Annotated in this window: 23 protein-coding genes and 5 tRNA genes; 11 read left to right on the top strand and 17 right to left on the bottom strand. The window is 47.8% G+C overall.

Annotated elements, in window-relative coordinates; genetic code table 11:
• Positions 1-255: 255 nt before the first annotated feature.
• The 3 genes from P364_RS0113800 to P364_RS0113810 are packed head-to-tail and all read left to right on the top strand — an operon-like array spanning position 256 to position 2592.
• Entirely contained in the window at positions 256-954 is a 699-nt protein-coding gene (locus P364_RS0113800) for an urease accessory protein UreF (protein WP_024630700.1), read from the top strand.
• 38 nt (positions 955-992) lie between these two features.
• Positions 993-1715, top strand: coding sequence for an urease accessory protein UreG (ureG, locus tag P364_RS0113805; RefSeq protein WP_024630701.1), 723 nt, complete (start codon positions 993-995; stop codon positions 1713-1715).
• The gene (locus P364_RS0113810; protein ID WP_081717979.1) at positions 1618-2592 is read left to right on the top strand and encodes an urease accessory protein UreD; all 975 of its coding nucleotides are present in this window, start codon (positions 1618-1620) and stop codon (positions 2590-2592) included. The genes ureG and P364_RS0113810 overlap by 98 nt, the downstream gene beginning before the upstream one ends.
• A 167-nt stretch (positions 2593-2759) precedes the next feature.
• Here P364_RS0113810 and P364_RS0113815 read toward each other — a convergent pair whose 3' ends face one another.
• The 5 genes from P364_RS0113815 to P364_RS0113835 all read right to left on the bottom strand — a co-directional run bounded on the left by P364_RS0113815 (position 2760) and on the right by P364_RS0113835 (position 4253).
• Positions 2760-3176 carry a helix-turn-helix domain-containing protein gene (locus tag P364_RS0113815; protein WP_024630703.1) on the bottom strand — a complete coding sequence of 139 codons (417 nt, stop codon included), beginning with the start codon at positions 3174-3176 and terminating at the stop codon, positions 2760-2762.
• Positions 3177-3297: 121 nt separating this feature from the next.
• Positions 3298-3726: a helix-turn-helix domain-containing protein gene (locus tag P364_RS0113820; RefSeq protein ID WP_024630704.1), complete on the bottom strand. Its 429-nt coding sequence runs from the start codon at positions 3724-3726 to the stop codon at positions 3298-3300.
• Between the two features lie 172 nt (positions 3727-3898).
• Positions 3899-3981 (bottom strand) — tRNA-Leu (locus P364_RS0113825).
• A gap of 17 nt (positions 3982-3998) precedes the next feature.
• A tRNA-Lys gene (locus P364_RS0113830) sits at positions 3999-4074 on the bottom strand.
• Between the two features lie 107 nt (positions 4075-4181).
• Positions 4182-4253: transfer RNA gene (locus tag P364_RS0113835), tRNA-Glu, on the bottom strand.
• Between the two features lie 305 nt (positions 4254-4558).
• Between P364_RS0113835 and P364_RS0113840 the strand changes: the two genes are divergently transcribed.
• Together P364_RS0113840 and P364_RS0113845 are read left to right on the top strand one after the other, a co-directional pair.
• Positions 4559-5335, top strand: a complete 777-nt coding sequence (locus tag P364_RS0113840) for a DeoR/GlpR family DNA-binding transcription regulator (protein ID WP_024630705.1) — start codon at positions 4559-4561, stop codon at positions 5333-5335.
• Between the two features lie 3 nt (positions 5336-5338).
• A complete protein-coding gene (locus P364_RS0113845; RefSeq protein ID WP_024630706.1) occupies positions 5339-6235 on the top strand; it encodes a Cof-type HAD-IIB family hydrolase in 897 nt (298 codons plus the stop codon).
• Between the two features lie 53 nt (positions 6236-6288).
• On the opposite strand, the gene P364_RS0113850 is transcribed toward P364_RS0113845, so the two are convergent.
• On the bottom strand, positions 6289-6960 hold the full coding sequence (locus P364_RS0113850) for an MgtC/SapB family protein (RefSeq protein WP_024630707.1): 672 nt from the start codon (positions 6958-6960) through the stop codon (positions 6289-6291).
• Positions 6961-7172: 212 nt separating this feature from the next.
• Entirely contained in the window at positions 7173-7772 is a 600-nt protein-coding gene (locus tag P364_RS0113855) for a flavin reductase family protein (RefSeq protein ID WP_024630708.1), read from the bottom strand.
• A 169-nt stretch (positions 7773-7941) separates the two neighbouring features.
• Here P364_RS0113855 and P364_RS0113860 point away from each other — a divergent pair, with 169 nt between their 5' ends.
• On the top strand, positions 7942-8640 hold the full coding sequence (locus P364_RS0113860; protein WP_024630709.1) for an ArsR/SmtB family transcription factor: 699 nt from the start codon (positions 7942-7944) through the stop codon (positions 8638-8640).
• A 224-nt stretch (positions 8641-8864) separates the two neighbouring features.
• Here P364_RS0113860 and P364_RS0113865 read toward each other — a convergent pair.
• The 3 genes from P364_RS0113865 to P364_RS0113875 form a co-directional block, all read right to left on the bottom strand.
• Positions 8865-8953: transfer RNA gene (locus tag P364_RS0113865), tRNA-Ser, on the bottom strand.
• A 5-nt stretch (positions 8954-8958) separates the two neighbouring features.
• Positions 8959-9034, bottom strand: a tRNA-Asn gene (locus P364_RS0113870).
• A 79-nt stretch (positions 9035-9113) separates the two neighbouring features.
• The gene (locus tag P364_RS0113875) at positions 9114-9575 is read right to left on the bottom strand and encodes a SprT family protein (RefSeq protein WP_024630710.1); all 462 of its coding nucleotides are present in this window, start codon (positions 9573-9575) and stop codon (positions 9114-9116) included.
• A 120-nt stretch (positions 9576-9695) separates the two neighbouring features.
• Between P364_RS0113875 and P364_RS0113880 the strand changes: the two genes are divergently transcribed.
• The gene (locus P364_RS0113880; protein ID WP_024630711.1) at positions 9696-10052 is read left to right on the top strand and encodes a hypothetical protein; all 357 of its coding nucleotides are present in this window, start codon (positions 9696-9698) and stop codon (positions 10050-10052) included.
• Between the two features lie 202 nt (positions 10053-10254).
• Entirely contained in the window at positions 10255-10398 is a 144-nt protein-coding gene (gene cmpA / locus P364_RS37350; RefSeq protein WP_090808144.1) for a cortex morphogenetic protein CmpA, read from the top strand.
• 153 nt (positions 10399-10551) lie between these two features.
• Here the strand turns inward: cmpA and P364_RS0113890 are convergent, their stop codons facing one another.
• The 6 genes from P364_RS0113890 to P364_RS0113915 form a co-directional block, all read right to left on the bottom strand.
• Positions 10552-12774, bottom strand: coding sequence for a Tex family protein (locus P364_RS0113890; protein ID WP_024630712.1), 2223 nt, complete (start codon positions 12772-12774; stop codon positions 10552-10554).
• Between the two features lie 458 nt (positions 12775-13232).
• Positions 13233-15422 (bottom strand): alpha-galactosidase, encoded by a 2190-nt coding sequence (locus P364_RS0113895; RefSeq protein ID WP_024630713.1) that lies wholly within the window; start codon positions 15420-15422, stop codon positions 13233-13235.
• A gap of 234 nt (positions 15423-15656) precedes the next feature.
• Positions 15657-16007: a type II toxin-antitoxin system PemK/MazF family toxin gene (locus P364_RS0113900; protein WP_024630714.1), complete on the bottom strand. Its 351-nt coding sequence runs from the start codon at positions 16005-16007 to the stop codon at positions 15657-15659.
• Positions 16008-16010: 3 nt separating this feature from the next.
• Positions 16011-16292, bottom strand: a complete 282-nt coding sequence (locus P364_RS0113905; RefSeq protein WP_024630715.1) for a CopG family ribbon-helix-helix protein — start codon at positions 16290-16292, stop codon at positions 16011-16013.
• A gap of 261 nt (positions 16293-16553) precedes the next feature.
• Complete coding sequence (alr, locus tag P364_RS0113910) at positions 16554-17741, bottom strand: alanine racemase (protein WP_024630716.1); 1188 nt, start codon at positions 17739-17741, stop codon at positions 16554-16556.
• A 459-nt stretch (positions 17742-18200) separates the two neighbouring features.
• Complete coding sequence (locus P364_RS0113915; protein WP_024630717.1) at positions 18201-19403, bottom strand: outer membrane lipoprotein-sorting protein; 1203 nt, start codon at positions 19401-19403, stop codon at positions 18201-18203.
• A 297-nt stretch (positions 19404-19700) separates the two neighbouring features.
• Between P364_RS0113915 and P364_RS0113920 the strand changes: the two genes are divergently transcribed.
• On the top strand, positions 19701-21194 hold the full coding sequence (locus P364_RS0113920) for a serine hydrolase (RefSeq protein ID WP_024630718.1): 1494 nt from the start codon (positions 19701-19703) through the stop codon (positions 21192-21194).
• Positions 21195-21236: 42 nt separating this feature from the next.
• Here the strand turns inward: P364_RS0113920 and P364_RS0113925 are convergent, their stop codons facing one another.
• The gene (locus P364_RS0113925) at positions 21237-23120 is read right to left on the bottom strand and encodes an ABC transporter substrate-binding protein (RefSeq protein ID WP_161634241.1); all 1884 of its coding nucleotides are present in this window, start codon (positions 23118-23120) and stop codon (positions 21237-21239) included.
• Here P364_RS0113925 and P364_RS0113930 point away from each other — a divergent pair.
• Positions 23103-24503 (top strand): MDR family MFS transporter, encoded by a 1401-nt coding sequence (locus P364_RS0113930; protein WP_236642165.1) that lies wholly within the window; start codon positions 23103-23105, stop codon positions 24501-24503. The genes P364_RS0113925 and P364_RS0113930 overlap by 18 nt on opposite strands.
• Before the next feature lie 158 nt (positions 24504-24661).
• A complete protein-coding gene (locus tag P364_RS0113935) occupies positions 24662-26836 on the top strand; it encodes a serine hydrolase (RefSeq protein ID WP_024630721.1) in 2175 nt (724 codons plus the stop codon).
• Positions 26837-26895 lie beyond the last annotated feature (59 nt).

Here is a 26895-nt window from a genome sequence, read left to right on the forward strand (position 1 = left end):
CACTCCGCTGGCAGAACAACCTTCCGATCGCTGTTATCCCCAGATTTCTTTGACCCCCTTTTGAAAGGGAGAAATCTTGTGATAGCGTATGCTTTCGACGTAGCTTTCTTTCAGAAATCTTTTAGACGAGCGCTACGCTTCTCCAAGTTTTTTCTGCCCTCTACGTTCTCGTGTAAACCGCTTGTTCATCTTATATTTTTTAAAAATTTATATTAGATTTGGATTGTAATTTAAACACCTAAGAGGGGGACACGCATGATGATGCACAGCGGCACGAAGTTGCTCCGTTATGTTCAACTGCTGGATTCGGCCCTGCCCATTGGCGGGTTCTCCCACTCGTTCGGTCTGGAGGCATACACTCATGACGGCAGGATACGGACCACCGCCCAGCTCGAACAGTTCATTCGCGGCCAGCTTCATTCCAGCCTCGTGCGGATCGATGGTCTCGCCATCAAAGGTGTCTACCAAGCTATCGAGCAACAGGATGCCGCCCTTCTGGCCCTTTATGACAAACGCGTACACGCCCAGCGGACCCCCAGGGAGCTGCGGGAAAGCGGACACAAGATGGGGAAGCGATTACTCAAGCTCGCGAGGTCACTTTACCCATGGATGGATTTCACACTAATTGATGAAGCCATAAAGGATCACGGTGCCTTTTGCGGCATCACAACGATTCATGGCTACATCAACTATCAACTGGAAATCGGACTGGACGAAGCCGTCACCGGTCATCTGTACACCTCTGTTAACGCTTATGTCAATAGCGCCCTGCGCCTTCTACCCATCGGGCAAACCGAGGCACAGATGCTTATTCAGAAACTTTTGAACGATATTGATTCAGAATGGTCTCAAATCCGGGATAACGACCCGGAAGATATGCACAGCTTCGGTATTGCCCAGGAAATCTATGCCATGAGGCATGAGAGTCTGCCAGCCCGTCTGTTCATGTCCTGACTATATTAATTTAATTCAAAACCAAGGAGGAATTTGTTATGTGTGGAGGAGCTAATCATACGCATCATGCAGGATGGGAACGTAAGGTATTTGATCGGAGTCGCCCGATGCGAATCGGAATCGGCGGGCCGGTAGGTTCAGGAAAAACAGCCCTGGTGGAGAAGCTGTCCAAGGCATTGCGCACACGCTACAGCCTGGCCGTTATTACCAATGATATTTACACGAAAGAGGATGCCGAGATTTTGCTGCGTCAGAACGCACTCGCACCCGAACGCATTATCGGGGTAGAAACTGGGGGATGCCCGCATACCGCTATTCGAGAGGATGCCTCAATGAATTTCGAAGCCGTTGATGAATTGATCGAACGCTTTCCTGACCTGCAGCTGATCTTTATCGAAAGCGGTGGCGACAACCTCTCTGCTGCGTTCAGCCCGGAACTGGCGGACGTATTCATTTATATTATTGACGTGGCTCAGGGTGAAAAACTGCCTCGCAAAGGTGGTCCGGGTATTACACGCTCAGACCTGCTGCTGATTAACAAGACTGACCTTGCTCCTTATGTTGGCGCAAGTCTGCAAGTGATGAAGGATGATACCGAACGGGTACGTGAAGGAAGGCCATATGTGATGTCAAACCTGATGAGCGGTGAAGGGGTATCCGAAATTGTCCATTGGCTTGAACATCAATATATGGATGACGATGCTTCCGCTGCGCATCTGCATACGCACACCCATGAGCACGGTACGACACACAGCCACTAATTCATCCTCCTCTCTACATGGAGTTGAACACGGACTGAATTGCAGTGCCGGAGAGGCCGTGATACGCCGCAGCGAGCTTCGGGCCACTTTCGCTCTTCAAGGCGGGCGCACCGTCATGACTGATCGGTATTATAGCGCCCCTCTCCGGTTCAGTCGATCCTTTCGACCTCCGGGTGGCGGAGATGAATTATGTATATACACTTCAGACGTCTCTCCAGGCGTGCTGAACGGTGATCATTATCGATCCGAATGGCAGTTGGGCCAGAACACTCACGTAATGCTAAGCAGCACATCAGCCACGAGGCTTCATCCCACACCTACTGTTCCGTCATCTGTGAACCATCACTTCCGACTGGAACAAGGAGCGGTGCTGGAGTACTTTCCTGAATGTGTTATTCCGTTTAAAGGCAGTTCATCCTCACTCACCACGACCTTTGAGTTGGGGGAACAAGCCGTACTTGCGTATGCGGATATCTGGTCCGCTGGACGAATTCATCGAGGGGAAGCCTTTCAGTTCAAGCGTTATGGCAGTCTGACAGAAATCTGGCAAGGACAGCAATTGGCCGTATGGGATCGCTTCGGGCACGAACCAGAATCCGATGATCCGAAATCATCCGCAGCGTTGTTAGACTACACCCACACTGCGGCTTTATGGATGATTGCCCCTGGATTAGGCGCAGCACAGTTGGAGTCCATACGGTCCATTCTTCCCCCAGATGGTCGCATGCTTTCCGGGGCCAGCTTGCTCGCTACAGGCGGGATTGGTGTTCGTTTGCTCGGAATGGCAGCCTGGGAACTTCAGGAGCAATGCCTACAGATTTGGAACACCCTTCGACCCGAACTTTTGGGCAAACAAACGCTGGCTTTTCGCAAATAAACGCTTTTAATTAAACGCTTTTAATTCGATCCGACGAGCCATTCGAAAACTCATAATGTACACTGTTCTAAAAAACCAAAAACCTCTGGACAGCTTACCGAATGGATTCGGATCTGTTCAGAGGTTTTTGAGCTTATCCAAGCTAGCCGGTCAAATCGCACTTGGAGCTATATCGTGCCGTCGTCTTCGGGCGTATCCACTCTCTTGTAGCGAAAGTCATCTGGATCATTGCCTTCCTTGGATTTGCGGTAACGGGTAAATTCGATATATTCACTGATAAAAGACTGTTCCACAGTCGATAATTCGCTTTCCTGGCAATCTAATTGCCGTAACACGCCAAAAAAATAATCCTCCCGTTTTTCCCGCACCATCGCCTCCTTGGATGGACGGCCAATCATGAGCCAGTCCAGGCTCACATTAAAAAACGCAGCAATTTCAATGAGTTTATTCGTACTCGGGACAGATTTGCCGCGTTTCCAGTCACCCAGATTACCTGTGCTAATCTTCAGTTGTTTACAGAACTCTTTCTTGGTCATCCCTCGCTCGGCAATCAGATGTTCAATTCGCTCATAGATCGACTGCATACAGAACTTCCTCCCATCCGAATCATCTAAAACATTTACGTCTCTCCAATTCATTGCCGAACAAATGATCAAACCCAATTATGCCATAATATTATATAAAAAATGTAATGAAGAGAAGTGCTTAATCTTTCCGCTGCACCGATTCATCCGCTTCTGGCTTATCTTCTCCCTTGTAACGAAAGTCGCCTGAATTTTTGCTTTCCTTGGATTTACGATAACGGGTGAACTCAATATATTCACTGATAAAAGACTGTTCCACAGTCGATAATTCGCTTTCTTGGCAATTCAATTGCCGCAACACGTCAAAAAAATAATCCTCCCGTTTTTCCCGCACCATCGCCTCCTTGGATGGACGGCCAATCATGAGCCAGTCCAGGCTCACATCAAAAAACGAAGCAATCTCGATTAGTTTATTCGTACTCGGAATAGATTTACCGCGTTTCCAGTCACCCAGATTGCCCGTGCTGATCTTCAGCTGTTGGCAGAAAGCCTTCTTGGTCATTCCTCGTTCAGCAATCAGGTGTTCAATTCGCTCATAGATCGACTGCATACAGAACCGCCTTCCAACCGTAATAATCAATACATGTACCTAAATTATACCACAACCCTCCTGAATCCTCAGCCTTTTAATCCCAGGAATACGTTCAGGTATTTCTCATAACACAAAGATAGACTCCCATGAATAATCATGAGAGTCTATCTTATAACGTCTGTTGCTGTGATGCGGTCGAGAGGACTCGAACCTCCACGGGTATACACCCACTACCCCCTCAAGATAGCGTGTCTGCCATTCCACCACGACCGCATATTTAATTGTAAAAATGGTGAGCCATGAAGGGCTCGAACCTTCGACACCCTGATTAAAAGTCAGGTGCTCTACCAACTGAGCTAATGGCTCTTGCTGTAACTTCACCGGATGTGCCATGCGTAACTCTTTTGTTCAGGAGCTATGACTTTATGAGGATTCCTCATCAGGATTGTACATCCCTGAGGTGGTGAAGATAATGACCCGTAGGGGATTCGAACCCCTGTTACCTCCGTGAAAGGGAGGTGTCTTAACCCCTTGACCAACGGGCCTTATTAACAAGTTGTCTTTCTTGGCGACAAGAATGAGTATATCACAGGCTAAATAAAATGTGCAACATTTTTTTTCGAATTTTTTATTCTCTCCTTTTTACCCCTTCTTCATGAGCTTATGAGCCTACTCACTCCAAAATCTCTCTCACATATTTATCACCGTAATCATCGTAATTTGTAAAATTAATATCAAAAAACTTAAATACACTTACATTCACTTATAATATTGCAAATATCATTATTAGTACTTATAATTAACCTATCAGTTATAAACACGGTCAGCTACGTATAAGGAGGCGGCACGTTTGTTTCAGGAAGAACGAATGCAGCTGATTATTGAGCACCTACGTAAACACAATCGCATTTCAGCTGAGGATATTGTATCCCTGTTTGACGTTTCCCGGGACACGGCTCGAAGGGATCTGATCAAGCTCGAAGAACAGGATGCCATCATCCGAACGCGCGGCGGTGCAATTCTCCCCGTTCCACCAGTTGAGCACCGATCTTATAAAGATCGTCTGCTCCACATTTCCGATGAAAAAAGAGCTATTGGCAAACTAGCCGCTGCGATCGTCCGCCAAGGCGAACACATTATTCTGGATTCTTCCACTACAGTGCAGACTTGTGCCGAAAATCTGAACGGCAAATCCTGTACCGTCATTACCAATTCCATTTACTCAGCTGAACTTCTCTCCAATCATACGGCTGTCGAGATTCGTTTGCTTGGCGGTAAAGTCGATAAAGAGCAGCGTTATGTCTATGGCACTTCCGTAATCGAAACTCTTTCTCACTATTATGTAGACAAAGCATTTATCGGCATTGGCGGAATTACGATGGACGGCTTCAGCGCTTCCGAAGAAGAAGGAAAGATCAAGCACAAAATGATGCAAGCTGCAAAACAGGTTATTGTACTCGCTGACCATTCCAAGTTTGATAAGCGTTATGGTTACCGTTTTGCGGACTGGTCACTCGTTGATATGTTAATTACAGATCAATGGCCTTCCCAGGATTGGCGAACCTTTTTGACCGAACAGCAAGTGGAGATTCTCATCCCTGAACCTACAATTGAAAAGGAGTTGTAACATATGAAATTATTTGCTACCGATTTAGATGGAACCCTATTGAACAGAGACAGTCAGATCAGCCCGGAAAACGCAGCTGCAATCCATAAGGCGCAACAAGAAGGATTGAAGGTTACGATCGCTACAGGACGGGTTTATTCCGACGTATTAATGATAAGCAGCGAAGGCGGAATTAACACGCCAGTCATCGGCTCCAACGGAGCTACCATCCATGATGCCAACGGTGAGCGCCTGTTCCATCTTCCACTTGAGCGTGAAACGGCCGCATCCGTCATGCAGTGGCTGGAAGATCATCATTGCTACTACGAGGCCTCTACACAACAGGGAATCTACGCCCCTATAGGCAGTCATGAGGCGATGCTCGCTGAAATGGATCGCATTCTGGGTTCGAGTCCAGGGGAGGATATTGAACGCCTCATTCGAGCTGTTAAGAAGCACTATGACAAGAAAGATTACCACCGCGTTAATTCCCATCAAGAAATCCCTTCCGAAGCTTTCATTTACAATATTATGGCCTTTTCATTGGACCCCGCTCAATTGCAGCAGGGACGCGAATACTTTGCTTCTCGCTCCGATGTAGCCATGGTGGTATCCTCTGAACACAACTTCGAAATGCAGCATCCTGATGTATCCAAAGGTAATGCCTTAACCAAACTGGCTGCGCATTTGAACATCTCCATGGAAGATACAGCTGCCATTGGTGATAATTTCAACGACGTATCCATGCTAAAAATGGCAGGACTCGGTATTGCCATGGGCAATGCTGAACCGGAGATTAAGGCGCTTGCCAAAGCTGTGTCGTTGACTAATGTGGAGCATGGTGTCGCACATGCCATTCATTGTGTTCTTGAAGGCAAGCCTGTTTCCCAGCCGGAGACCGTCATTGAAGGCGGTCAGTAATCGCTTCTTGTGATGTTCGGTATGAGGACCTAGCGATCTAGCGATGGCCTGGCTCACCTCATATCAACGGATCGAACGTGAGGGACATCCTGCAATAAAATAATTAGCTGCTCGGCCCGATATGAACCGGGCAGTTGCAGAGTGAATTCAAGCACTGTCTCCTCTCCGGAGTCTGTGCTTGTTTGCTGTTCTGTTTTGAATCCGATTACCGAGATTTTTTCCTGTCCCAGCAAAGCCAAAACGGTTTTGAGGGTGTCCCCTTCCTTTAGCAGTCGAATGGTCAACGTCTCTGTTCTCGCGGATACCAACCAGCGTGTCGGCCGATGCAGCAGCATCTGGGCCAGAACAATAAGCAGCGTTACCCCTGCACCTGTCCAATACAATCCCGAACCAACAGCCAGTCCCATTCCTGCAGTCGCCCAAATTCCCGCCGCTGTCGTCAATCCTCGGACCGTATGACGCTGTGTGAAGATCATCCCGGCTCCAATGAAGCCGACCCCACTGACCACCTGTGCAGCAATCCTGGATGGGTCAAGCGAGAGATTCGCCCAGCCTGCCTGATCCTGAAAGCCATACTTGGATACTATCATCATTAATGCTGCACCCACAGCAACAACAAAGTGAGTACGTATTCCGGCTTCCTTCATTCGGTTCTTGCGCTCATATCCGATGAACACGCCGCATATGCCAGCTATGAGTACACGCATCAAGTATTCCGTTTCCATGCTCATCACCTCTCTTATGTATATGCTTACATGTATCTTTCTTTACTATTTACCCAATCCTTGACTAATAAAATAGCCGCACTTATACATTCACCGGACGAACTCCTAAATAATTCTCAATGTAGGCCGAAAGAAGCGGCGCCCAACTGGCCCCACTTCGTATATTTTGTATCACTTATGGATTGCGTATGCTAATTTAGTATCCTAATACATCACTTCTCTGCCGGAAAGCTCTCCCCATGCCGCTCTCCAAGTCCATAATAATGTCGGAAATTATAAATTAAAGGATTCCATTTCTCTGGGTTAATCTTGTTCAAATCTGATATCAGGCGGTGATGAGCATGTACCTTCAACGCTTTTACCTCCACAATCGCCATGAAAGGCGTGTGTTCGGGAATACGTATGTGTTGTACCGCGGCTTCAATCTGGAGCGGACACTCCGCTATTTTATTCGGCTCAACCAGAACTGAATTTTGAGGCGTCAGTCCAGAAGTAGCAAATTTATCATCACAAAATTCAAACCCCATCCTTCTTTTCTCTTCAGGAACGGGATATTTCCCCGTATAACGTCCCAGTATCTCAACCTGCTCCCACATGGATGCATCGGGCAGATTAATTACACATTCAGGGCGTCGGTTCAGGTTCTCAAAGGCTTTGCCTTGAATACCAATTCCAAGTACCAAGCAGTCGCCGAGTGCCCAGGATGAAGAAAGTGGTGATAGATTTGTTGTCCCCTCTTCGTTTAACGTGCTCAGTAACAATACAGGTGTGCCATAGTACAAAATACTTGGAGTTATCACCTCATGCTGCATCAACTCTCGGTTTGAGCCTCGGTGACTCTCTGGTTCAGGACCTTCTTTCGTTCTGTCATTTGTATACATTGCTTCTTCCTCCATTCTTCAATCCATCCAATGGGTCATGTGGATCGTCATTCATACACATTGAATTGTAATACACCAATAGTTCAGGTATCATCGAAGTATGAATGCATATCCGAATATATCCGCTGTTGCGTCGTTAGTTGCTGATCCCAGTCGTGCTATTTTTTTGGAAGCTTTGTTGGATGGTCGTGCACTTCCTGCAGGCGAACTTGCTTACATGGCGAGTGTTACCCCCCAAACGGCAAGCAGTCATCTCGCGAAGCTGGTCGAAGGCGGGCTGCTCGTCGTTGAACAGCAAGGAAGACATCGATATTATCGACTTGCAGGCAAGGAGGTTGCTTTTCTGATTGAGACAATGGGAAGTATCGCTGCACCAGTTCAAGTGAGGTCCCTCAAACAGTCTGATCAGCTTCAACATTTGAGCTTTGCTCGAACCTGTTATGGGCATCTGGCCGGAAAATTGGGGATATCGTTGTGCGAAGCTTTATTGCGGGAAGGTTATCTCGAAGAACCTGAGGATGACCAGGCCAAGGATTACCACATTACAGAGAAAGGGATTCAATGGTTCACTTCTTTTGGCATCATACTTGAAGGTAAAGCCGGATCGCGTCGCGCTATGGCTCGCAAATGTCTGGACTGGAGTGAACGCCGTCATCATATCTCCGGTGTATTGGGAGACGAACTCGGGCGCCGCTTGTCTGAACTGGATTGGACCCGTCAGAAGGCAGGCAGCCGTTCGGTTGAAGTCACGGAAGCTGGCAAGAAGGGTTTGTACGAGGTATTGGGCATTTCATTGTAGGGCGGCAATTAGGCATTCATGTACATTAGTAAAATGACGATACATCAAAAATCCCCCTTCTCACGAACCATTAACGGTTCGTGAGAAGGGGGATTATGTTTTGTTCAGAACGGAGAGAGAGGGATACTCTCACTTCATTCGAGACTGCGATGTATTCCTTACGAAGCGTATGCTTCGACGAACCTTTAGGGTTCTCATCCCTTGTACAGAGAAGTAAATCAGAACGGAGAGAGAGGGATTCGAACCCTCGCACCGCTTACGCAGTCTAACCCCTTAGCAGAGGGTCCCCTTATAGCCACTTGGGTATCTCTCCAAGAATGGCTCCCCGAACAGGACTCGAACCTGTGACAACTCGATTAACAGTCGAGTGCTCTACCAACTGAGCTATCAGGGAATATTGATCTTGAATATCCTAAATTTATCATGATTAATATTCCAAGTCAACATGCCTCCGATGACTTTCTTAATAAGCTTTAGATACTCTGAATCCCTAACTTGCCCGCACAACGACCACAGCGGTACCTCTTCGGATCAACTTTACGTTTACGCAAATATTCCGTGCCACAGCTCTTGCACACCAGCTTATAGCGATACGGTAGTGGCTTTCTGCCCTTTCCGTCCGGAAGGGACTGACAGAACCTTGAACCGCCCACCTTTTGCAACAAGGCTTTGAATTCCGGGTCCCGGTGTTGGTAGCCGCGTCCACGGATGTGCAGATGGTAGTGACACAGTTCATGCTTGATGATTTTCTCAACCTCTTCCCGCCCATAGGCTTCGAGCTGATGAGGATTAATCTCTATTCGGTGACTTTTGAGCATATAACGCCCACCTGTCGTGGTCAGACGACGGTTAAACAGCGCCTCGTGAGTGAACGGAACCCCGAAATGATCCAACGACACCTGCTCAATCCATTGCTGCAATTCCTCATTTTCCATCGAATCTCCCTCCTTTCACCCCCTATGGGCCATTTGTTTTTCCGCCATAATACTTGAATTTTAACCGTTTCGTAGGCTACACTGTCAAGTAGAATGTATGAGGGGAGATTATTACTCGTTATGCCTACAATGCGCTACGTCATCCTGCAGCAGGAACAGCAATTGCAGTTTGTGGAAATGCCCGCCGATTACGCTTACCAACTCAGTGCGCTCAACCTGCGCCTGCACAAAGAAATTGACAAACTTACGGCCGCAGATGTACCTGTTCTGCCTTGGGCAATCGCTGAATGTGACAATCTTGACCTTCTGGACGAGCAGCTCTCCATCATCGGAGGCCTTGACTACATCAATGCCCTTGAACAAAGTTTCGCAGCACTAAGAGAGAGTGAATATCCTTTGATTTCCCTGCTCACTGAAATTCGGGCGCTCCAGGCTCAATTAGAGCAATGGTATGAAGAAGAGATGGAATCACTCTAATCCACTTATGGACTTATTTTTCATGCAGGATGGAACCAAAAGCGCATCTCCTAAAAGCGGGAGTTGTGCTTTTTTTCGCCCTTTAATCCATATCCGTATAGAAATTGAATTTTCCGTGTTCCTCACTGGTTAATCCGCACAGTCCAGGCTATTGCCACATATGCTAACGTACAGATGAATTATGCAAGAGGAGGAGATACCCTTGCCTCAATGGCTTTGCAATCAACTGATGCGTGCATTTCACAAAAAGGACAGCAGACAGATCAAGCTGCTGAACGAATGTTGGTTCTTTTACCGAAACAAACCGACAAGTGGCACCCCGCGCAGCGCGGACAGCGAACTTTAAGCATCTGACACCACTCTCTTTCGTCCACTTCAAGCTCTCACTTCTTTCATAAAATCCCTTCGAAGAATACAGTACGGGCAACAGTACTATTATAGCTGACAACAAACAGCCTTCCCCTTACAGGGAAGGCTGTTCTCCGAGCATTGTGCTGGATTAGGAAGACTGCTGAGAAGAAGCAGGCTTCTTCATCGTGAGGCCGACACGGCCTTTTTTGGTATCCACATTCATCACCCAAACCGTTACATTATCCCCGACAGATACCACATCCATCGGATGTTTGACGTAACCGTTGCTCAGCTGTGAGATATGGACAAGCCCGTCACTCTTGATGCCGATGTCGACAAATGCACCAAAGTCAATTACGTTGCGAACCGTGCCTTGCAGCTCCATGCCTTCCACCAAATCCTCAATTTTGAGCACATCTGTGCGGAAGATCGGTAGCGGCATTTCCTCACGCGGGTCACGACCCGGACGCTGCAAGCTGTCCAGAATGTCACGTAGTGTAGGTACACCCACATCCAGCTTCACAGCCAGCTGTTCCGGTTGTTGCTCAGACAGAAGAACAGACAGTTCCTTGCTGCCCAGCTTGTCCAGCTCAACTTGAAGCTCTTTAAAGAGTTGATCAACCACCTTATACGATTCAGGGTGAATCGGTGTACGATCCAACGGGTTCTCCCCTTCGCCAATCCGCATAAAGCCTACGCATTGCTCATAGGTTTTGGCACCCAGACGCGGCACCTTCTGCAGCTGGCGACGATTCGTGAACCGGCCGTTCTCTTCGCGGTATTTCACGATATTTTTGGCAATAGTGGCATTTACACCAGCCACATATGACAGCAGTGAAGGTGAAGCCGTGTTCACATCCACACCCACGTGGTTAACTGCGGATTCCACAACAGCCTTCAAGCTTTCTTCCAATATTTTTTGGGATACGTCATGCTGGTATTGACCTACACCAATGGCTTTTGGATCGATTTTGACCAGCTCAGCCAGCGGGTCTTGCACCCGGCGGGCAATCGAAGCAGCACTACGTTCGGCAACGTCGAGATCCGGGAATTCTTCCTGGGCCAGCTTGGATGCAGAATACACACTCGCTCCAGCTTCATTGACGATTAGATACACGAGACTTTCGTCACCGTTCTCCTGAATGATCTCGGCAACAAACTGTTCCGTCTCACGGGACCCTGTACCATTACCGATAACAATCAATCCGATATCATACTGCTTGATCATCCGATGGAAGACCTCGGCAGCTTCACGCTTCTTGTTGTGTGGTGGCGTTGGGTACGTAACAGCCACTTCAAGCAGCTTGCCCGTATCGTCGACCACGGCCAGCTTACAGCCGGTACGATAGGCAGGATCGACACCAAGCACACGTTTGCCATGAATTGGTGGCTGAAGCAGCAAATTCCGAAGATTAGCCGAGAATACGGATATCGCTTGGTTTTCACCTTTTTCCGTCAGTTCTGCACGAACCTCGCGCTCAATCGAAGGGGCAATCAATCGTTTGTAAGCATCTTCAATCACAGCACGCAAAATGTCCTGAACCGCAGATGTACCCTTGATGATCTGCCCTTCCATATGACGATGAGCCGGTTCAGGCTGTACGTCCAGACCCACTTTCAAAATGTTCTCACGTTCACCGCGGTTAATGGCGAGAATGCGGTGAGGAGGCATTTTTTTGGCTAACTCACGATAATCATAGTAGTTCTCATATACAGACTCCTGCTCCGCATCCTTCGCTTCCGAAGTCAGCATGCCATGATCGAGTGTATATCGACGAATCCAGGCACGAATAGCAGCATCATCTGCGATATTTTCAGCCAAGATGTCCTTGGCTCCCTGAAGTGCAACCTCTGCATCGTCTACCCCAAGTTCAGCATTGATATAACGCGCCGCTTCCTCCAGGACATTCCCTTGCTTCGGTTGACCCCAGATCCATACAGCGAGTGGCTCGAGACCTTTTTCCTTCGCTACACTGGCACGGGTTTTCCGCTTCTGGCGAAACGGACGGTACAAGTCCTCCACTTCCTGAAGCTTAACTGCCTGGGTGATGGACTGTTTCAGTTCTCCGGTCAGCTTGCCTTGTTCCTCTATAATACGGATGACTTCCACTTTGCGGTCTTCGAGATTACGCAAGTATACGATGCGTTCTTCAATGAGCCGCAGCTCGTTCTCATCCAGCTCTCCAGTCATTTCCTTACGGTAGCGGGCGATAAATGGAATCGTATTGCCTTCGTCCAGAAGCTCCGACGTTGTGCGGACCTGCTTCAAGGACAGTGACAGTTCCTTGGCTACCTGTTTGATGATTCGTTCATGGCGTTCTGCCTTTATTGTTTCTTCATTGGGTTCCAGAACCGTTTCCTGTTCAGACAAATAAATCCCTCTTTCCTTCCTGAATCGTTCAGTTGAAGCTTGTTCAGGGCAGCTTTGCTGCTGTAATTACATTTTGATTGAACCATTTGCTTCAACCACTCTACCCTATATTATCACAAAATCACGTCCAGATTTCCATCATTCCACTGGCATACAAGTTCTGACAGAATTACGTCTTCCTCCAGCCTTCCCCATTACGTCAAAAAAAGACCGAAAAACGTCAACGCGACGCTGTTCGGTCTTCCTCATAAGGACTTTATATGCAATTGAACTCTAAATAAGTGAAACTACTCATTTACACGATGACGGAGAGGACAGAAAAAACCTGAAAAAGCGAAGCGTTCGCCTTTATCCCCGGATTTTCCCCTTAAGAAAAGGGAATCGAAAAAAATCTGGGGATAACAGCGATTGGAAGGTTGTTCTGTCATCGTAGTATCCGTGTAAATAATTCAACTTATTTAGACCCGTTCGAATCGGAACATTTCACTCAGATAGTCTCCCGATGCACGACCTACGGAGATCCCGCCATACATCAGCGCATCCCCGGTAAACGTCTCGGAGCCGCCTTTGAGGCGATAATCCGCGTTAGGGTCCAGGCCCTTCAACTTCAGACGTTGGAGGGGTGCATTGGGTTCAGAGAGCACACGGAAGTAGAATACAACCGCTTCGCTGCCATCTGGTGAAATAAACATCCATGCCGTTTCATTTCCTTCAAACGGACTTAGCAAGCGCCGGAACGTTCCGTATTGAATGGTTCCCCGAATTTCCTTGTACAGCTCAACCTGAGCCTTCACAATGGCATTCTCTTTCTCTGTGAATCGAGTCAAATCCAATTCGTATCCAAAGTTACCGGACATGGCGACATGTCCACGAATCTCTAGAGAAGTAATTCGATTAACCTGGTGATTGGGAACCGCTGAGATATGTGACCCCATTGAACTTACCGGATATACCAGGCTTGTACCATACTGAATACGAAGACGGGATATCGCGTCCGTATTATCGCTGGTCCACGTTTGCGGCATGTAATACAGCATACCTGGATCAAAACGGCCGCCACCACCTGAACAGCTCTCGAACAGGATATCCGGAAACGCTGAAGTAATCCGTTCCATGACTTCGTACAATCCAAGCATATATCGATGGGCAGTCTCACGCTGTCTGTCTGCTGGCAGCAATGCAGAACCCACTTCCGTCATATTCCGGTTCATGTCCCATTTCACATAAGTGATCGGGGCAGATCCAAGCACATCGCTTAACATGCGTACAATCTCATCACGCACATCCTGACGGGAGAAATCGAGTACCAATTGTTGGCGCCCTTCCGTGCGGCGGCGATCCGGCACATGCAGACACCAGTCCGGATGAGCACGGTACAATTCACTGTCCGGCGAAATCATCTCAGGCTCGAACCATAGTCCGAACTGCATGTCCAAACTGGTTACCCGGTTGGCCAAATCATCCAGGCCTTGTGGCAGTTTATTCTTGTCCACAATCCAGTCACCGAGTGAGGAATTATCACTGTCCCGATGTCCGAACCATCCATCATCCAGTACGAACAGTTCAATACCAAGCTTCTTCCCTGCCTGGGCGATCTGCTCAATCTTATCTGCGTTGAAGCCGAAATAGGTCGCTTCCCAGTTGTTGACCAGAACCGGACGCTCTGCATTGCGGAACTTGCCACGTGCAAGGCGCTCGCGATACAGTTTATGATACGACTGAGACATGCCATCCAGACCTGCATCCGAATAAACCATGACCGTCTCAGGCGTCTGGAATGACTCCTGCGAATCCAGCTTCCAGCCGAACTCAAACGGATTGATTCCCAGCGATACACGAGTGGTGTGGAACTGATCCACTTCCGCCTGTGCAGTGAAGCTGCCGCTATATACAAGGCTGAACCCGTAGACTTCACCCTGATCTTCGTCTGTACCCGGTGTCATCAGAGCAATGAACGGATTCTGCTGGTGACTGCTTGAGCCGCGACGGCTCTCGATGCCTTGCAGGCCGGAAGCAAGCGGTCTGCGAACGATGTCCCGTTCACGCGTCCATGCTCCTGACAGTTGCAGCAATTCGTAATCGGCATGCGGGAAATCAACAGAAGAACTGTGCGCACGTGCAATATTCACCGAGGCAGCGTTCTCATTAACGATACGCATGGAACGCGTAATCGCATTAAATGCCGTAAAGGCCGTGTAGCTAAGTTCAATCTTGATCCCTGCAACATGGTCTTCCAGTTCAACGATGAGTGTCTCCGCTTCATCGTCAGACTCAACATAAGTTGCCGGCAGCCCGGTAAGCGCTGTCTTTCCTTTGATCAGTCGATGGCCTGTATACGTAAATTCCGAAACGGTTGAACCGTTCTCAAGCTGCAATTGGATTGCCGGATTACGGAAATCACTCGTACCGTATACTGGCAACTCTTGCGCCAACGTGTCGAAGGAGATCGTCCGGTCTTCCGGTACCGGATTCGGGCTGAAGGAGGCCCGTTCCGTACGCACATGAAGCCAACTCAGATCGGTATCACGTAGTCTTTTGCCATAATACAAATGTACCAAATATCCCGAAGGCAGCACCTGGAATACGTAGCTTGCCTTTTGAGTCTGTAGATGAAATTGAAGTTTCTCCTGGTCAATATAAATGCTCATATGTCTCCTCCACCTCTATATATGTTGATTAACGTAAACGGTTTCTCAGGTATCATTATAACGAAAAGACTCTAAATGTTCTACGCTTTCATAAAGCTTTAATCAAAAGAGCGTACCCCGGCCGTTAGGCTGTTGTACGCTCTTTTGATTGCTGTCTGAAATTGTGTGTTCCTGCAAGGAACATCCATTGTCTACGGGCGGCACGGCAGAACAAAGAAACAACTGCCTGATGCCTTAAAAATCGATTAAACCCAGGCTGATCTGTAAGGCTTCGTTGACCAGTTTCATGGTCTCCTCGTCCAGATGGGTAATCTTGTCGGTCAGCCTCTGCTTATCAATCGTCCGTATTTGTTCGAGCAAAATAACCGAGTCCCGGTCAAAGCCGTGTGCCGCCGCATCAATTTCCACATGCGTCGGCAGCTTTGCCTTTTGGATCTGGGCGGTGATCGCCGCCACAATACAAGTAGGACTAAACCGGTTGCCAATGTCATTCTGGATAACCAGAACCGGCCTGACTCCACCTTGCTCGGAACCGACAACGGGAGAAAGATCCGCAAAAAAAACGTCACCGCGTTTTACGATCAATGTCTACACCCCGCTAACTAAGCGGTCCAGAGTGCTGTCCGCATCTTCCTCCGCGTGAAAGGCCTCGGATGCCATGGTGAGGTTAATCTTCGCCATCTCCATGTACCCTCGCTGCATCGATTCACGGATGTAACGTTTCTTACGCTCCGTCAAATACAGCTTCATGGCCTGCCTAATCAATTCGCTGCGGTTGGAATTCTCCAGCGCTACGATGCCATCCACTTCCTGCAAAAGATAATCAGGCAAACTGATCATGATCCGCTTGGTGTTCTGCAAGTTGGCCACCTTTCTTCCACCCCCACAAACCTTTCGCCATTGTGAACCAGTATTACGTTTTTCCAGAACTTTTATACAAAGGAATATATATGCCCCGAGTATATCAAGTATGCTGTACTCCATTATAAACACGGGGAACATTATTCGTACAGACCAAACATCTCTTTTCAGGATTTTTCATCCCAGTCATCATTCATAATTCGAGATGCTCCGACAGTTTTCCTTCTGTTCTGAAAAAAAGTTTATTGGAAATAGCGTCCAGTCGAGCTGTCAGGATGTCAAAAGAGGGTTGATTCTGGCGATTACTGCTCCATTACGGGTATAGACCCGAGGGATTCGATGCGCCATCATGCAGATCACTTCGTAGGGAATCGTACCAAGCTGAGATGCCACCTCTTCTGCAGTTATAACTGCACCTGATTGGTGACCGATGAGAACAACCTCTTCGCCGACTTGAATTTCTTCTGCTTCTGCAGCAAAAGATTGTAGCGACACCATACACTGATCCATGCAGATCGTACCGACGACGGGAACACGACGGCCGCGTACAAGCACTTGTGCTTTACCTGACAGCATTCTTGAAAATCCGTCTGCATAGCCGATAGGCAGGGTCGCTATTCGTTCGTTCCCTTGTGTTACATAACGGGTTCCGTAGCTGACACCCCAGTGGGGCGGCAGCGTTTTGACCAGAACCGCCTTCGTCTTCAGTGTCAATACCGGGGACAGCTTCACTACCTGATGATTCACTTCTGCCGACGGGTATAATCCGTACAGGCTGATTCCTACACGAACCATATCATCCGACAATTCCGGTGTATCAATGGTAGCGGCGCTGTTCGCCGTATGTATAATCGGGATGACACATCCCTGATCCCGCAACGCATCAACCACGCCTTGGAACCGTCGATACTGCTCCAGTGTATAGGTCTTGTCTTTTTCATCTGCCTTGGCAAAATGAGTAAACATACCTTCCAGCATGACCTGCTTCAGCTTGGCTGCTTCCTGAATGAAAGCAAGTGCCTCGTCGCCAGGCAGCAGGCCAAGCCTGCCCATGCCGCTGTCAATTTTGATATGAACCTTTAGCTTGCGAGAGGAAATTCCCGTCTCCAAATGTTGAATGGCGTCGAGCACTTCCTTACTGAACAGCGTAATGGTTACATCCTGTTTCCATGCTTCAGCGATGCCTTCTGGCGGCGTGTAGCCCAATACCAGAATCGGAAGGGTAATTCCGTGTTGTCGCAATTCAAGCGCTTCGTCAAGAAAAGCTACACTTAAGTAATCCACACCAACTCGTTCCAGTTCCTTGGCCGTCTCCACTGCCCCATGTCCATAGGCGTTAGCCTTCACACAGGCGAGCAGTTTCTTGCCTTGCGGCAATGCTTCACGGAAAGCTTCTACGTTGTTGCGCAAATGATCCAAATTGATTTCCGCTTGGGTCGGCCGATATTGTTCTTGCACGTTAAGTCACCTTCTCTAATCATCTTAATCCGGCTCACGTCAGACTCCATCGTAATGCTCAAGCATGTGACTGTCAAATGAACGAAAGATCTGCAGACCAAAACACATACAGGAGTACTATCCTGGAGTCGGGATCAAACGCAGAATAAGACCTATAAGCGAGACCATGAATGAGATATTCATCTCTCCATAACTTAACTTATCTGCTTATATCGTATTATTTACCCGGTTCCTCCCGCATAGAAGCGTGTTTTGCATTATTGAATGCACCGGACCTATTCCTTGCTTATCTTACGCAGGATCATAGCCTGTTGATACTAATAGCTTCAACTGAAATTAAATCCTGCAAATTACGGATATAAACCAGGGACAATGACCTGTGTATGCAGCAAAGCACCGGAGAAATCATCTCCGATGCTTCTTAGCATTCCTTATGTTAGGACGACTATACTTTCCAAATCATTTCCCTGACTCTTCCTGCATGGAGGTCGCAATCTGAATCATCTCGGTATCTGGCAAATCTGCGCTTGTAATCCTGTACTCCACTCCATCTGACATCCATGTTAGTGTCTGCAACGCATCTCCGCTTATCATTCCAAGGGTGAATCCAAGATCCAGAACACGGGATGGGGCAAGCGATACGGCTCTGTCCTGCGGCCGTGCCTCAAAGATCGTGTAATTATACGTTCCTTCATAGCGGAGCATAACCGAATAGTCTCCTGATCCTTCCACGATCTGATCGTCTTTCAGCTTGACTCCTTCTGGGGCGTAGGTCGGCTGAATAACCCCGAAGCTGCCTGTGCCGTCCGGCTCTGCCGATGTCGGTTCTTCCGTGCCTTGCCCGCTGGCTGGGTCTTCCGAACCTTGCTGCTCGGCGTTATCGCTCACACCGGTCTGGCCATCACTAACGGTTCCGCTTGGATTCGATGCAGAACCTTCCTCTGTTGCAGCTTGAGGATTGGTAGCCTCTTTGCCATCCCCAGCAGGAGCCGCGCCTGAGTCCGTACCGGCCTTGCCACCATTTTCTGAAGCAGCCGTCATATTACGCTGCATGTCAAACGCGTCTTTCTCAAATTCGGTACCAAATTTGAAGCTATCGAACTTCACATCCACGACCACATTGGCATTCGAATCAGATACTTCTACCTGCTTCGGTGCGTAATCGCTTTTGTTTAACCATATTTTCTGTCTGACCAATGCATGTGTATTGTAGTTGGCAGCTACATCGAAAACATAGCTTTCCTTCTCATCGGCAAACTGGCGGGTCGAATCACCTGTTATACTGCGGATCAGCGTCTCGTAGAGGTAAACCTGGCCTTGATTATCCGGCCAGTTACTCTGGAAACGGAAGCTTTTGTTCTGGCTCGGCGTCAGGACAAATACGCCTTCATCATTACGCAGTACAATTTGCGTTACATCCTTTTTGGCATTCGTTAACGCGATACGATAATACGAAGGCTTTTGATGCCATACCTCGACCTTGTACTGCTGCGGCGTATCTCCGGTATGCAGCGTCATGACGCCTGCCCCCTGATAACTTTCCATTTCTCCTACGACTTCGTTCAGATCTTTGACCACGGCTGCCGCATCCTTCTTCCCGCAGGCGGCAAGTAAGGTCGATAAGACCAATACCATGGCAAGCATCCATGATATTCGGCGCATGACATCATCCCCTTTAGCACATGTTTTCACTTCAGGATTGTGCGTACAGCAGAACCCCTACTTGATTAGTACATGTTATGAGGGACTTGTTCGATATATGCGGACTAGTTTGACAAGCATTCCCTTTTTTCAAATGCCGCAATACCCTATTTGGTAACAAAATCAGTCTCGGGTAGGATGTGAAATTCAACCAGATTCTTCATAGTAAATACAGATAACAACTCAACCAATGCAATTACATACCGCTATGATGTAGCTTAATTGAGGTACAACTCTATTTCAAATTGGAGGGAAATAATGAATACAACCTATCATCACTCATTGCTGAATGGATTGGATGATTTTGTGGAAGAGCAGCTTCAACGCTGGAAAGGCGTAGGTGTGGCAGTAGCGGTCATCCACAAGGATGAAGTTATTTTGCAAAAAGGATACGGTTATCGCGACCTGGAGTCCAAGCTCGAAGTTACGCCCAATACACTATTTGCGATCGGTTCCAGTACCAAAGCCTTTACAGCATCAACAGCTGCCCTGCTCGTCGATCAGGACATTCTGAAGTGGGACACGCCTGTTCGAACGTATTTGAAAGACTTCAAAATGTTCGATCCCGTAACCACAGAACGTCTGACCATCCGCGATATGCTCTGTCATCGCTCCGGACTTCCAAGGCACGATATGATGTGGTACAACTCATCACGGAGCAGAGAAGAACTCGTAAACGCGCTTCAGTATCTGGAGCCAAATGAAGACTTTCGGAACAAGTGGCAATACCAGAATCTGATGTATATGGCGGCTGGTTATCTGGTGGGGCAACTCAAAGGAACTTCATGGGAGAATGTTGTTCTAGAGTCTCTGTTTAATCCCCTCGGTATGAATTCAAGTGTCCTCTCTGTCGATGAGATGCAGAATCAACCTGACTTCGCCTTCCCTTATATGGATCAAAACGGAAAGAGTACACGAATACCTTTTCGAAAAATAGATTCCGTAGGCCCCGCTGGCTCCATTAACAGCAATCTGGTCGATATGATTGCCTGGGTGCAATTTCAATTGAATCAAGGGCAACAGGATGGGAATCAACTGATCTCCAAAGAGCAGTTGGCTGTTATGCACAGCCCGCAAATGGCTTGTACTTCACCATTCCACAGCAAAGAGCTGCCTGTTAGCACGTACGGTCTGGGCTGGATGATTGATTCTTATCGCGGACACGCCATGATTCATCACGGCGGAGCAATCGATGGATTCGCTTCACAGGTTGCCTTTTTACCAGAGGAACAGATCGGTGTTGTGGTCCTTTGCAATACCAATGGGAGCGTTCTTCCCTACACGATTTCTTTTAACGTTATTGATCGTTTGCTTGAAGTGGAACCTGTGGATTGGAGCGGGAGATTAGCCAAATTAGTGGCTGGAGAATCGAATGAAACTGAAGCAGCCACAGATACCATAGAAACACCAACTACTTCAGAAACCTCTGTTGTGGAAAAACCAGACGAAACCCAGGTTCACCCCCATGATCGTCCTATCCATGCTTATGCGGGCAGCTATACACATCCGGGTTACGGCGAAATCGTTATTCAACAGTCGAATGATGGGCTACAAGCCACCTTGAATGCCATTGACATGCCTATGGAATACACAGGAAATGATACTTTTTCCGTAGAACTTACCCTCTTTGGCCTGAAGGTCACATTTACATTTAAGATGGATGAACAAGATAGCGTAAGCTCTCTATCCATTCCGTTGCTGCTTGAACCGGGCACGAATCCAATTGAATTTATAAAGACACCATCCGTCTAAAAACATCCCCTACCGGCCTATCCCATTGTGAAGTTACACACTCTACCACAATGGGATATATGCCGGATAACTCGCATTCTCTTCTTCTGTATTCGGACTTCTCTTCACCCACAGTCGACGCAGATCTGGCATGCCGAATGAAACTACACGATAATCCTGAAGCGAAGCGTGGTGTGCATGTTCTTCCCTGAAGCTGTATGTAGGCAGGAGCACAGCCTCATGAATAAGCCGCTCCTCCAACGTCATTAGCATACGCAATCGCTCAGCACTATCCTGAATCATAACGACACGTCTGCATTCATGTTCAAGCTCGCTTTTTCGTTGGTCATCCAGCGCAATGAGAAGTAACGTATTCTGGAACGTATACATCGTAAGCAGGCTTAATGTGAGATGGTCATCGAACACCTCACCCGTGTATATCAGATCGCAAGAAGCAAACTCATCATGGTACACAGCATCTACCGGATTACCTGGTATAACACTCACCTTCAGTCCAATAAGCTCACAGCGATGTGCGAACCAGTCCATATCTGTCTCCATTTTCTCGCCTTCCTCTACCCACACATTCATAATCTGGCCTGCGTAACTGCTGCGTTGTAACAGCTCTGAAGCTCTTGTAAGAGATGATTCAGCGAAGGTGGCTGTATGCTTTAATGCCCGCTGCAATTGATGGGTTTGCTCTAATTGATGGGTCTGCTCTAATTGCTCCAGGGATTCCTGCTTCTCCTCGGACTTGTCTCGAACCAGGCTATAGGTAGCCTCTATACTTGTACGTGCCAATTCCTCCACCATCTCCTGTGGATTCATTAGTTGCTGAACAGCCTGACGGAAGTATATGTCCTGCTGCGGACCTTCTTTTCGCATATTAAACGTCATGTACACACCACCATGAACCTCATGCTGCACCGATCGAGCTTGTCCGTCCGGAAACAAATCCTGTTTGATCACCGACTCCACCAGATTTGACTGAGGAAGCTGCCATATTTCAACCCGATCAATAAAAGCCCGGCCCCTAAAATGGGAGGGAAAGACGTCCATGACAAGCAGCTTGGGATGATTTCGCGTCAATCGGTAAGGTCCCGTACCAATCGGATGCATGGGGTCCAGCTCTATATCACGGGGCAAGATGGAAGCATTCATACTGCTCATAAGATCCGGAAACATATAGTTGGGAAATCTTAACACAAAACGCACCGTAAGCTCATCTAACGTCTCTATACGATGAATGGAGCCAAAAAGCGGCCTGCAAGGGCACCCCTGATCTGAAATAATTCGTTCAAACGTATATCTGACGTCTTCTGCATCAAGTATCCTGCCGTGGTGAAACCGTATGCCTTTGTGCAAATAAAATGTCCACTCTGTTCCCTCCTGATTGCTCTCCCACGCCACAGCAAGGCTCGGTTCACAGACCTGACGTTCAGCATTATACTGCACCAAACGATCAAATACCTCCGCAATAATTCCAACTTCTCCCCACATGGCAGCCTGAGTCGGGTCCAACGTCTCAAAGGCCGTTTCCTGTGGAATACGCAGTGTATCCATTCTTCCACGAGCGCTTTGATCGGAACGCAGTCCGAACTGGCCCTGCAATCCTTGCATCAATATTTCCTGCAACGAGAATGGCATGGTTGAAGCTAGCACATAGGCCTCCTCCAGCTTGTTTCCCTGCAATAGTCGGTCGAATCGTTCCTGAACAGCCTGCAGCAGAGGATGGCAAAACACGAGCACCGATGTTTTCCCTCTACCGCGTTGTGGGCTCCATCTGACCCAGCCTTGATCCATAAATTTGTTCATAATCAAATTCATATTGCGCATCGTACAACATAAATGATTCGCCAGTTCACGAATCGTTGTATGTATTTCTTCCTCTTCGTCCACGTTCGAAAAGGCCATGCGAAGCTGAATATAATGATCCACGACCTCCACTATCTTCCCTTCCTTTCCTTCTCCCAAGTAAAATACGAAATACACTCTTATGCTTCTACAGTTTTTCTTCAGGTTTTCCTCCATTATACTCAGGTACATCGACAACACCAGCAGAAAGGAAGAGCGCTGAACATGAAATATACGGATTTGCATCGCAACATCAGGATTCGCATCATTACTGATTTTTTTGCGGATCTGACTCAGAAATCTATTATTCCTTTTATGGCGATTTATCTAAGTGTTCAGATTGGTGCAGGCTGGGCAGGTATATTGTTAACTATTAATATTGCGGCCTCCATGCTCGTTGGCTTGGGCGCAGGATACTGGTCTGACCGAGTCGGGCGCAAGAAACTGATGATATTCGCTCAAAGTATGCAGTTGTTCGCCCTGTTCTGGCTGGCTGCTGCCAACTCCCCATGGATGAACTCTGTTCCTATAACTTGTGCCATGTTTTTGCTTAGCAGCATCAGTTCGGGTATCACCGTACCCATTGCCAATGCCATGATTGTGGACGTGAGCAGTGAACATGAACGTCGTTATGTCTATGGGCTGCAATATTGGACGACCAACGTTGCCGTTACAATCGGAGCGATGATGGGTGGATTATTATTCGAGTCCTTCCGTTTTATTTTATTCAGTCTGGTATGGTTGGAGAGCCTGGTTACACTGTTCATTCTCTTCATATATATTCATGAAACAATGGTTAAACCACACTCGAATCAACTTAATAGCCCGAAACACAAAAATATACTGAAAACTTATGGCCTTGTATTTAGAGACCGACGTTTTATGGTGTTTTTCACCGCGACGGTGCTGGCTGTCTCTCTGGAATTCCAATTGGATAAATACATCGCCGTTCGTCTGAAAAATGAATTCACTGCCCAACTTTTCAGTTGGGACATCTCAGGTCTGCAGATGTTCAGTCTGATCATGGCGATCAACACTGTACTCGTCGTATTAATGGCTATTCCATTCTCCAAATGGTTGGGGCGTTTTCAATCCAGATTTGTCATGACCGTCGGCATGTGTCTTTACACCGCTGGTTTTGCCGTGCTCGCTTTCAGCAATTGGGCCTGGCTGCTTATTATGTCCGCTGTACTCCTGACCATTGGTGAGCTCATGTATGCGCCTGTCCGTCAGTTCATGCTTGCTGGCATGATTCCCGACTCCAATCGTGCTGCCTATATGGCTGCTGACGGCATGAGCTATAACGCGGCTGCTCTGCTTGGTAGTCTAGGCCTAACGGCTGGCGCATTTCTGCCTTCGTATGCAATGGCCGGCCTGTATGTATTGATGGGGATCGGCGCTCTCATATTTTTCCGTCATTCCCTTCGGCCATCAGCGGGTCAAGGTGAACCACGACTATGTGCAGATGCATCCTGAATACCCCCCCCTCTTCAGGCTGTATTTGGCTCATTGTTGTTCTGAATTCTATTGGGATGTACACATCTTAATCTACTATCTTGAAACCGATCGTGTCCGTAATCAGTAATAAACAGGAGAGTTCTTTTTACAAAATTTTCTTTAGAAGGAGTGTTTGCATGCATTTATCCAACCGAAGCACCCGCTTCAGGCTCACCTCCCTAACCGGGGCGTTCATGGCGTTTGTCCTGTCCCTCAGTCTATGGGCACCCGCCGTTCAGGCGGAAACCGCACCCGCTGCGGTCAATGAAAAGGGGAAGGCAACAGCGCTGACTACTGATTCCGCTGCAGCTTTTCTCGATACATTTTTCGATTCCCCTGAAGCGAAGGCCCAATATGTTGGCGCTTCCGTAATCGTTGTCAAAAATGGAAAAGTCGTAGCAGAGAAAGGCTATGGATATTCCGATTTGGAGAGCAAAACACCGGTTGATCCAAAAAGTACCATCTTTCGTATCGCCTCGGTCTCCAAAACATTTACGTCAGCCGCTGTCATGCAGCTCGTGGAGCAAGGCAAAGTCGATTTAAAAGCCGACTTTCAAACCTATGTCAAAGGACTGGAATTCGATAACCCTTTTGACAAACCTGTAACAGTGGAGAATCTGCTCACACACACCACCGGATTCGAGATTCGCGACCCACAGCAGGAAGACATCCATAATGACTTCGACAAAATTGTATCGATGGAGGATTATGCCAAGTTACATATGCCACCTGTCGTTCGAGAACCTGGTAGCGCCTACATGTACGACAACTTCTCCTTCCTGCTGCTTGGCATGATTGTGGAGAATGTCAGCGGCGAACCGTTCGAAACGTATATGCAGCAACATATCTTTAAACCTCTGGGTATGGATAACAGCAGTTTCATGCTGAACGGCAAGTTCAAAAACCAACTTGCAACAGCCTATGATGCGGCTCATAATCCACTTGGCCTATATACCCTTTCCCCAACACCTATGCCTCAAGGTGGCATGCTCTCAACAGCTGAGGATATCGGGAAATTCATGATTGCTTTCCTGAATGATGGTGTGAAGGATAACGAACGTATTTTGAAGGAATCTACTGTAAAAAGCATGGAACAATACCGCTCTTCTATTCATCCGCTGCTACCAGATACGGCTTACGGATTTGAAGCTGCTTTTCAGCTTCCGGGTGCAGGCAGCAGTTCCAAAATTATTACCAAAGCTGGCGACCTGATCGGATTCAGCTCTTATCTGTTCCTAATTCCTGAGCAAAACACGGGCGTCTTCCTTACCTACAACCAGACAGGAGTACTTCGTAATCTGTTCTATCCGGCCTTTATTCAGACGTTCTTCCCGCAATATGCGGAACCAGTCAAGTTCAAGGAATATAAACCCCAATCTGCCGATGAGCTGCAACGCTTCGCTGGGCTTTACGCAGATCTGCGGCTGAGCACGATTGTCAGCTCCCTGAAAGATGGCGGCACAGAACCTGGAAAATTAAGCATTTCCGACGTCTTCCTCGGCCCACGTACCCTGATTCAGGTTGAAGAGAACCTCTTCAAGGATGAGTTAACAGGTCAGTTCACGGCGTTCAAGGAAAATGCTGATGGAACCATCTATATGAAAGAACCTTATCTCAACCCAATGGGCTATGAGAAAAAAGGGCAAAAGCCTCAAGGTTTCCGGGATGTTCGTGAGAACAGCCCTTATGCTGAAGCCATCTATGGATTACAATCGCTTGGATACTATACCAATGATGCAAGTGAAGCTTTTCAACCCAAAAATGCCGTTACACGGGCTGAATTCATTGAGGACGTCCTTAAAATGAGCGGACTGAAAGCCAGCAAAACGACGCCACCTGCGGATACCGATTGGGCTACCCATCCTGCTGCAGGTTATATTCAGCTTGGTTATGAATCTGGCATGATCACGGGTGCGGATGAGAAACAGTTCAAGCCGGATCAGGTCATTACCCGTCAGGAAGCGATGGTGATGATCTGGAGAACTCTCCAGCTTCAATACCCAAATGAACTGTTCGAGGATGTGAAGCTGGCCGGGCAGACAGATGCCTGGGCTGTGCCTGCGATTCAAATGATGGTTAAGCTTGGTATCCACGGTCCTGAAGTGAAGGTGCTCGAGGATGGATCGGTTGACTTCCTCTCTCGTAAACCACTGATCCGTCAGGAAGAAGCCTCGATTATGTACCAATTGTTTACACAGCCAACCGACAAGATTGTAGCTGACCTGTTGGCAAAGCAGCCGAAGCCCGAAACCTCCGTAGATGAGGATCCGGCCGAAGATACACCCGCGACTGCAACCGTGACTTCTGAATAACCTGAATACCCACCTCATATTCAAGTTATAAAAAAAAGATAAACAGGCTTGTTCGAAGG

Origin of the sequence: Paenibacillus sp. MAEPY2 (genome assembly GCF_000499205.1) — a bacterium.
In the GTDB taxonomy this organism is placed as follows: domain Bacteria; phylum Bacillota; class Bacilli; order Paenibacillales; family Paenibacillaceae; genus Paenibacillus; species Paenibacillus vandeheii.